This is a genomic window from Pseudomonas sp. CNPSo 3701 (assembly GCF_028674975.1).
GTDB classification, from domain to species: Bacteria; Pseudomonadota; Gammaproteobacteria; order Pseudomonadales; family Pseudomonadaceae; genus Aquipseudomonas; species Aquipseudomonas straminea.
In genome coordinates this window covers 117529-125340 of the sequence record NZ_JAQZSI010000007.1, presented here as the reverse complement: position 1 = coordinate 125340, position 7812 = coordinate 117529, and the positions used below count along the sequence as shown (strand labels likewise).

Sequence of the window (7812 nt, the reverse complement as noted above, 5' to 3'; positions counted from 1 at the left end):
GCGTTGCAACGATTTACGGTGTGCGGTGACTCAAGGCTTGCCCGGGGCGCCGCTTTCGAGCGCGGCGACAGGCAGCGCACGATCAGCCGGCACGATGATTCCCGGCTGCCGGAAGATGCCCAGGTTCAACTGGCCAGAGGCGCGCAGCAGGCGATAGGCGGCGATGATTTCGTCGATGCCGGCAGCCGTGGCGTCGCTTTGCGCATTGATCAGGCCGACCTCGCCATTGAGGATGTCGAGCAGCGAGCGACGCCCCATTTCGCGCTCCTTGCGCGCCAGGCTCAGGAAGTTCTCGGCGATGTTCACCTGGTTGCGCAGATGCTCAGCCCGCTCCCGGGAGGTTTGCCACGAAGCCCAGGCGTTACGCGCTTCTTCCATGGCCTGGATGCGTACGTAGTCGGCCTTTTCCTGGGCACTGGCGATAGCCTGGTCGGCGGCGCGGGTCACGTAGTTGGCACGCATGCCCAGGTCGAACTGCCAATCGAAATTGACCATGGCCTTGGTGTCGTTGCGGTAGCCGGGGGTGTCGTCATAGTCCTGATAGTGCTCCTGGCTCAACCGGAACGACAGCCGAGGCATCAACTCGCGATTGCGAGCGGCATCGCGCTCGGCCAGGGTGACGTCGGCGCGCTTGATCGCCGCCAGCAGGTCGGGGTTCTGCTGGCGTACGCTCTCCACGATGGCCTCTTCCGAGCTCGGCAGACGGTCACGGGGGATGGCCAGCGCATCGAGGCGCTCAGGGGTGATCGGCGCTTCACCGAAGATCACCCGATAGCGGTTCAGCGATTCGCGCATGCGGTTGTCGGCCATTACCCGACGGGCCTCGGCGCCAGCCAGTTGTGACTTGGCCTGCAGCACGTCGGTGGCGTAGCCACGCCCGGCCTCCATGCGTGCATCCTCCAGGGAGGTCTGCTGCTTGATGTTCTGCTCTGACTGACGCGCGTACGACTGGGTACGCTCGGCCTGGATCACCTGCAGCTGGGCCTCGATGGCGGCCAGGATCAGGTTCTGGATCTGCAGCTCACGCTCGGCCTCTTCCTTGCTCAGTACCACCTTGGCGGCCTGAACACGCGACGAAGTGGCACCGAAGTCGGTGATCAGCTGGTTGATCCCCACGCTGGCATCGACCGGGTCATAACGACCGTCGGTGCCCTCTTCACGCTGGGTGTTGCGGCGCCCCGCACCTGCATTCACGGTCAGCTTGGGGTAGTAGGCAGCCTTCTCGACGTCGACCTGCTCGCGGGCAGTCTCGGTGTCCGCGTCTACCATGCGCACCAGTTGGTGCTCACGCAGAATGCGATCAAGGTTGGCGGCGAAGCCTTGGTCAGCCGAAGCGCTGGCCGAGCAGGCGACGAGACAGGCGGCGAGCAGCTCTCGGCGCGCCCGGAAGGCTGGTTTGATTCGTGGCAACATGGGGCACCCATCCTGGTAAACATAATGGCCGGGCGTTAAACCGACCTTTCTTCATACTAGCTTTGTGCCACTCTTCGAAACTGACAAAAGCTGACATTCCTACCAACGGGCCGCCTTTTTTTTGGCTTATCGGTTAGCTTTCGCTAGGCTTGTCAGGAAAATGTCACCCGAGGATCGGGCTGGCACGCCCCGTTTTTTGTAAATCCGTTCGAATCGATAGCCATGATCGACCTCATCCTGCTCGAAGACGAACCGGTGCTCGCCGAAGAGCTTGGAGAATTCCTCAGCGAATGCGGTTACCGCATTACCACCACCAACAGCCTTGCGGCCTTTGCCAGCGCCTACGACGAACGTCGTCACCAGCTCGCCGTTATCGATCTCGGCCTGCCGGACGGTGATGGCCTGGACCTCATCAGCCAACTGCGCGACGCCGGCAGCAAACTGGGAATCGTCGCTTTCACGGCTCGTGGCACCACCGAACATCGCGTCATCGGCCTGCGCCAGGGGGCCGACCACTACCTGCCCAAAGGCTGCGACCTGGTGGAACTCGCCGCGGTACTCGACGCCCTGCGTCGCCGCCTCGGCCTGCAACGCGAAGCCTTGCCCTGGCGCCTGGACATGGCCCCGCGGGAGCTGCGCGCGCCCAACCAGCAGGGTGTTCGCCTGTCCCATCAGGACGCCCTGGTGTTGCACTGTCTGATGCGCAACGCAGGCGGCACCGTATCGCGACGCGATATTGTCAAGGCTCTCGACGAGGACTACCTGACCTATGATCAGCGGCGCCTGGACACCCAGATTCGCCGCCTGCGCCGCAACGTCGAGCTGGCCACCGGTGTGGAGCTGCCGCTCAAGACCCTGCGCAACAGCGGGTACTGCTTCTACGAGCGGGTGCAGATCCAGTCCTGAGCCGCCGTGCGCGTTGGTCACCGGCATGCCAGCAGGTTCCCGGTGAACAGGTAGCCCTTGTTGCGTAATGCCCGGATGGGGGCCTCGCGCCCGGCGAAACCGGCGATCTTGCGCCGCAGGCGGCTGACGATGGCCTCCAGTCGCCGCTCGTCATACGTCATGTAGTTGGCCCCCAGGCACTCCGCCAGCAGCTGTCGGCTCGCGGTTTGCTGGGGCGCGCGCTCCAGGCATTGCAGTACCCGGCATTCATTCCGGCTCAGTGCCAGAACCCGACCATCAGGTAGATGCAGACGCTGCGCCTGTGCATCGACGACCCAGCAATCGCCCGCCGAGGTGTTCTGCATCGATAGGCGCCGCATCAGCGCCTCAATGACAACCAGCAGCTCTTCTTCGGCACACGGATGATCCAGACAGTGGTCAGCCCCTAAGGCATAACCGCGCAAACGCTGATCGAGGCGCGTTCGTTCGATCAGCAGAATCAACCCGATATCCGGCCACAGGCGCTGCATGCGTTCGGCCATGGCCAGCTCGCTGGCTCCCGGTTCGCCAACCTCCAGCAGCACGATGTGTGGCGCGAGCATGACGACGTCCAGATCCTGAAGGCTGTCGCAGGTCCCGACCTGCAACTCGCACAGGCGCGACTGCAAACGCAGGATGACGCCTTGTAGGCTGCCCTCCAGTGCCTCGACCGCCAGCAGTCTGGTCTGCGGCGCTGCAACCTGCGCACTCTCGCAACACTCCACGCGCCTGCACTCCTGGTCTGACCAGGGGCCCCGGCCAATTCGGCGCCACCATACGCGAAGCTTTCGAAAGTAAACCGAGCGAATCTGAGCGCCAGCGTCGACGCTGCCCGACAGCCGGTTAGAATCCCCTGCATTGCCTTGGAATTCGCAGACCTGACCGATGATTCGTCCACTTCGCTACCTGATGATGCTGTACTTCATCTGGCCCTGCCTGGCCTGGGCCGACACCGTGCAACTGGACGCCCGCGCTCAGGGCACCAATGGGTTTCTCGAACGGCTGGACGACCCCCATGGCAACCTGGATGCCCAGGCGGCGCTGGCCTCCAATGCCTGGCGGCCCATACCGGGGGCACTCAACGCCGGCTTCACCCACGACGTGATCTGGCTGCGGCTGCAAGTCAGGGCTGGGCAAGCGACACCGCCCACCTGGGTGCTCAAGCTCAGTAACGCACTGCTCGATGACGTGCAGCTTTACAGCCTCAAGCACGATGGTGAGCTCTATCGCCTGCGCAGCGGCGAAGAGCTTGAGCGCCCGTTATGGCCGATGAAATATCGCGCACCGGCTTTTCCGCTGGTGCTTGAAGCTGATCAGACACAGGTGCTGCTTTTGCGCCTGATATCCAAGAACGCCATGTCGGTCAGTGTCAACCTGATGCCCGAAACGATATTCAGCGAGCGATCGCGCGTCGAATATCTGGCCTACGGCCTTTATTTCGGCGTCTATCTGGCCCTGATCATCTTTCACCTACTGTTCTGGCGCATGACCGCGGCACCGGAAAGCGGCTGGTACCTGTTGTTCGTCAGTTGTTGCTTACTCATCGAAAGCCTCAGCAGTGGTCTAGTGCAACAGCTGACCGACATACCCGTGGCGATCAGCGATCGCCTGCTGGGCTGTGGCCTGGCGGCGAGCCTGCCGATCGGGCTGATATTCGCCCTCCGGCAGTTGCGGGTAACCGGCTTCGGCCACTTCCGAAAGGTGCTCAAAGGAATCAGCCTGCTGATCGCTACGCTTGGCGCGGGCGCGATCCTGGCGGGTCACTACCAATTTGGCGCACCACTGGTACAAACCAGCTCACTGCTGACCATCGTGATTCTTGTAGCCATGGCCATGGTGCTGCTGCTCAGAGGGCATCGCCCTGCGCGCTTCTTCCTGCTGGTGTTCGGCGTCTATTACGCCGGGGTCCTGATGGCCTTCCTGCGCAACCTCGGGCTGGTACCAGCCTCGTTCATTACCGACAACTCGTTGGCTATCGGCACCCTGTTGCACATGGTTTTGATGAGCATGCGCATCATCCATCACTACCGGCAGCTGGAAGATGAAAAGCGCCTGGCCCAGGCCGATTTCAAGGAGCTGCTGCAAAGTCACAATGTCCGCCTGGAGCAGCAGATCACCGAACGCACCCTGGAGCTGCGTGAGGAGATCAGCCAGCGGACCCTGCTCGAGGCCGAGCTGCGCGAGGCGCTGTTGCAGGAGCAGCGCATGCGGGAGGAGCAACGCGAGTTCGTGGCCATGGTATCCCACGAATTCCGTACGCCGCTGGCCATCATCGGTACCTCGGCGCAACAGATCGCCCGCAACCTATCGGCATCACCCGAGCGCAACGAGCAACGCTGCCAGAACATTCGCGACGCATCGACACGACTGCTCTCGCTGGTGGACGACTACCTGAATAACGACCGAGTGGAAGGCACTGCCGCTATCGCACGGCGTGCCGAGCACGCCCTGGAACCCTTGCTCGAACGTATCACCAGCGATCTGCCGAGTGAGCGCTTCAGCGTCAGCAACCTCAGCCGCGTACAAACGTTGCGCTGTGACGACGGCCTGCTGAAAATCGCCGTGCGCAACCTGCTGGCTAATGCCGACCGTCACGCGCCGGAAGGCTCCACCGTGCAGCTGATACTCGATGACAACGCGGGTTTTCTCGATATTCAGGTGGTCAACGAGGGGCCGGCGATTCCTGCCGACCAGGCCGAGCAGCTATTCCAGAAATACTTTCGTGGCAGCCAGGCACAGCAGCACCCAGGTGCTGGCCTGGGCTTGCACCTGGTCAAGCGCATCGCCGAATTACATGATGGCGAGATCTATCTGGACAGCCGCGGCGACAGCGCTCCCATCCGCTTCCGCCTTAGCCTGCCCGTGGCAGCCTAAGGCTTCGCGGCCCGCTTCTTGGCCCCGTGCTCGGCCTCCTCCATGGCTGCCGCCATCAACCCGGAACACACCAGTACGCCAGCACCTTTTGACAGGCACTCGTAGCGCTGCTGATCCTCGCCGGAACTGGTGACGCAGTCCTGCAGGCTGATCCTCTGCTCCACGCCGGCCAAGTTGTCTTGCGCCTGGGCGTATTCGGCTGCGGTGATACGCCCGGCGCTTTTGCGCTTCTCGGCGATCTCGTGCAGGTTCTTGAGGTCGACGGCAGTCCAGCGCATCGCGCTCTGGCACATTTCGCGCTTCGACGTCTTGGCAGGGACAGCCTCAGCTGATGCTGCCTGAGCGGGGACGGCAGGGCTGGCAGCTCGCGTTTCACCGGCGTATGCCGGCTTGATCGTCACCGCCTCGGCCTGTTGGGCAGCCGGTGGCTGGCTGCCGAAATGCTTCTGGCCGTTCTCGTCCACCCAGGTGTACACCTGGCTCAAGGCCTGGGCAGACAGGCTGCACAGCAGGAGCATCGCAAGTATCTGGCGAGTGAGCATGGCGAATAAATCCCTTTGCCAAGCGCGGGTTGCGCTGCCGGCAATCTAGAGCCGGGCGATGGCTTTGCCAAGAGTCACCCGCAATGTCTTTCGCCTATCTGCGAACCGCGCCATATTGGCCTCTGTAAAAGTTGCGCAACGGAACAGGCAAGACTGCATACAATGCGCATCCGCTTTCAGCTTCACACAAGGACTGCGCCACCATGGCCTCCCCCGACAAGCAGAAGAAACGCGCCCAGCGGGCCAAGACCAAGGCCAAGCAGAACCGTATGGGCAAGCCCAAGGCGCCGGTCATCCATCCGGTGCTGGCCAACCCGCTGATCGACGAGCCCTTCGATGACGTGGAGATCGACCTCAGCACCTTCGACTTCAAGGACATCGAGGAAAACGGCTTCGACCCGGCACACTTCGACGACCTGTTCCAGGCCATGCACAAGGCCGAGGCCATCAGCCTGCTCGCCCTGTGCCTGGTGTTTTTGCAGTACCCGGTGCTGGAGCTGGTGGTCGCCGAGGAAGATCCGGAAGCGGCGACCGACTTCATGATGGGCCTTTTGATCGTGTATCGCGGCCTGTTCCACAACGAGAGCGAAGACGCGGCGGTCCAATGGATCGGCAGCGAGACCTTCCAGGCAGCCTACAACGAGGCCTCGGAAATACTGCAGAAAAAGAATGTGCGCAGCACCCGCGCCTGACTGTCTCGATCAGCTCTGTCCGTAAAGCCCGACTTCGGCCTCGCGCATAAAGATCTCCACCGTCTTTGGGCCTATGCCTTCGAAGGCCAGCAGGCGCATTGCGAAATCATGCTGGTTAGAACTTTGCCGGCAGATGGCGATAACGCTGCCGTCATACTCGGCCAGTAGCTTACGGCTGAGTCTGAGCAAGCGGTCGGCAGTGGAGATGTCGTAGCGCACGTAACGCGCCTGACCGAGCAGCCGCACCAGCTCCTGCTGGCTGCAGCGGGCGAGCCTGGCAGGCGAATCCAGACCGTGCTGCTCCACGAGAACCCGATAGGCCCGTTCGGCCACCGATTGCTGGATAGGTTTGCCGAACAAAAAACTCGCCAGCAACCATTTGAACAGTGCTTTCTCGTCGGCCACAGCAAGGCCCATCGCCAAGCCCAATTGCTGTGCGCTGATGCGTCTTTCAGTCACCGTCGCTGCTCTCCCTCAACGGCGCGCGCTCGCTACGCCTTGTGCAGAGCAGACCACGGCCAGCGGGCAGCGCTCACCTGATCTGCCGAGCGCGCCGCGATGGCCGAAGCCGGTCAGATCTTGAAGCGCGACACCACCGTGCGCAGCTCACCGGCCAGACGCGACAGTTCGTCGGCAGTCTGAGCGTTCTCCTCGATGCCGTCGATCAGCACCACACTGCCGTTACGAATCTCGATGACGTTGCGGTTGATGTCCTCGGAGACGGCGTGTTGCTGCACCGCCGCGCTGGCGATCTGGGTATTCATGCCGACGATCTGCTCGACCTCGTCGTTGATCACCCCCAAGCTCTTGGCCGCCTGATCCGCCGACTGCACGCAGGCCTGAGCCTTGTCCTGGCCGGTCTTCATCTGCTCCACGGCAGCCGACATGGCGCTCTGCAGCTCCTGGATGATGCGGCGGATTTCCTCGGTCGAGCCCTGGGTACGTGATGCCAGGGTGCGCACCTCATCGGCCACCACGGCGAAGCCGCGGCCCTGCTCACCAGCGCGCGCCGCTTCGATAGCGGCGTTGAGCGCCAGCAGGTTGGTCTGGTCGGCAATATTGCGGATCACCTCGATGACCCCGCCGATCTCCTGGCTGTGCACTGCCAGGGCCGATACATTCTGCGCGCTTAGTTCCACCTCGCCAGCCAGCGCTTCGATGGTCATGCGCGTGTTCTGCATCACCGCCAGACCATTGGCTGAGGCCTGACTGGCCTGCCCGGCCGCCCGTGCAGCGCCTTCGGTGTTCTGCGCCACATCGGCGACGCTGGCAGTCATCTCGTTGATGGCGGTAGCCACCTGCTCGGTCTCGCCCTGCTGGCCATTCATCGACTGTTTGGCCCGCTCGATGGACGCCCCCAGGCGCAC

General features: G+C 62.7%; 8 protein-coding genes. 3 read left to right on the top strand and 5 right to left on the bottom strand.

The genetic code is table 11. The annotated features are described in order from the left end of the window. Positions 1-30: 30 nt before the first annotated feature. Positions 31-1413: a TolC family protein gene (locus PVA39_RS19590; protein ID WP_093502279.1), complete on the bottom strand. Its 1383-nt coding sequence runs from the start codon at positions 1411-1413 to the stop codon at positions 31-33. 222 nt (positions 1414-1635) lie between these two features. Between PVA39_RS19590 and PVA39_RS19585 the strand changes: the two genes are divergently transcribed. Next, positions 1636-2319, top strand: a complete 684-nt coding sequence (locus tag PVA39_RS19585) for a response regulator transcription factor (protein WP_274125461.1) — start codon at positions 1636-1638, stop codon at positions 2317-2319. 17 nt (positions 2320-2336) lie between these two features. Here PVA39_RS19585 and PVA39_RS19580 read toward each other — a convergent pair whose 3' ends face one another. Continuing rightward, entirely contained in the window at positions 2337-3062 is a 726-nt protein-coding gene (locus PVA39_RS19580; RefSeq protein WP_274125460.1) for a response regulator transcription factor, read from the bottom strand. 160 nt (positions 3063-3222) lie between these two features. Between PVA39_RS19580 and PVA39_RS19575 the strand changes: the two genes are divergently transcribed. After that, positions 3223-5211 carry a sensor histidine kinase gene (locus PVA39_RS19575; RefSeq protein WP_274125459.1) on the top strand — a complete coding sequence of 663 codons (1989 nt, stop codon included), beginning with the start codon at positions 3223-3225 and terminating at the stop codon, positions 5209-5211. Here PVA39_RS19575 and PVA39_RS19570 read toward each other — a convergent pair. Continuing rightward, positions 5208-5753: a DUF4124 domain-containing protein gene (locus PVA39_RS19570; protein ID WP_274125458.1), complete on the bottom strand. Its 546-nt coding sequence runs from the start codon at positions 5751-5753 to the stop codon at positions 5208-5210. The two genes, PVA39_RS19575 and PVA39_RS19570, sit on opposite strands and share 4 nt — an antisense overlap. 203 nt (positions 5754-5956) lie before the next feature. On the opposite strand from PVA39_RS19570, the gene PVA39_RS19565 reads away from it, so the two are divergent. Continuing rightward, complete coding sequence (locus PVA39_RS19565) at positions 5957-6445, top strand: hypothetical protein (RefSeq protein ID WP_274125457.1); 489 nt, start codon at positions 5957-5959, stop codon at positions 6443-6445. A 9-nt stretch (positions 6446-6454) separates the two neighbouring features. Here the strand turns inward: PVA39_RS19565 and PVA39_RS19560 are convergent, their stop codons facing one another. Further along, positions 6455-6862 carry a DNA methylase gene (locus PVA39_RS19560; RefSeq protein WP_274125541.1) on the bottom strand — a complete coding sequence of 136 codons (408 nt, stop codon included), beginning with the start codon at positions 6860-6862 and terminating at the stop codon, positions 6455-6457. 155 nt (positions 6863-7017) lie between these two features. Beyond that, a complete protein-coding gene (locus PVA39_RS23555) occupies positions 7018-7722 on the bottom strand; it encodes a methyl-accepting chemotaxis protein (protein WP_372239537.1) in 705 nt (234 codons plus the stop codon). Between the last annotated feature and the right edge of the window lie 90 nt (positions 7723-7812).

Coding starts and splice junctions, on each gene's coding strand:
- PVA39_RS19590 (WP_093502279.1), bottom strand. CDS start 1,413: ATGTTGCCACGAATCAAACCAGCCTTCCGGGCGCGCCGAGAGCTGCTC.
- PVA39_RS19585 (WP_274125461.1), top strand. CDS start 1,636: ATGATCGACCTCATCCTGCTCGAAGACGAACCGGTGCTCGCCGAAGAG.
- PVA39_RS19575 (WP_274125459.1), top strand. CDS start 3,223: ATGATTCGTCCACTTCGCTACCTGATGATGCTGTACTTCATCTGGCCC.
- PVA39_RS19570 (WP_274125458.1), bottom strand. CDS start 5,753: ATGCTCACTCGCCAGATACTTGCGATGCTCCTGCTGTGCAGCCTGTCT.
- PVA39_RS19565 (WP_274125457.1), top strand. CDS start 5,957: ATGGCCTCCCCCGACAAGCAGAAGAAACGCGCCCAGCGGGCCAAGACC.
- PVA39_RS19560 (WP_274125541.1), bottom strand. CDS start 6,862: ATGGGCCTTGCTGTGGCCGACGAGAAAGCACTGTTCAAATGGTTGCTG.
- PVA39_RS23555 (WP_372239537.1), bottom strand. CDS start 7,722: ATGACTGCCAGCGTCGCCGATGTGGCGCAGAACACCGAAGGCGCTGCA.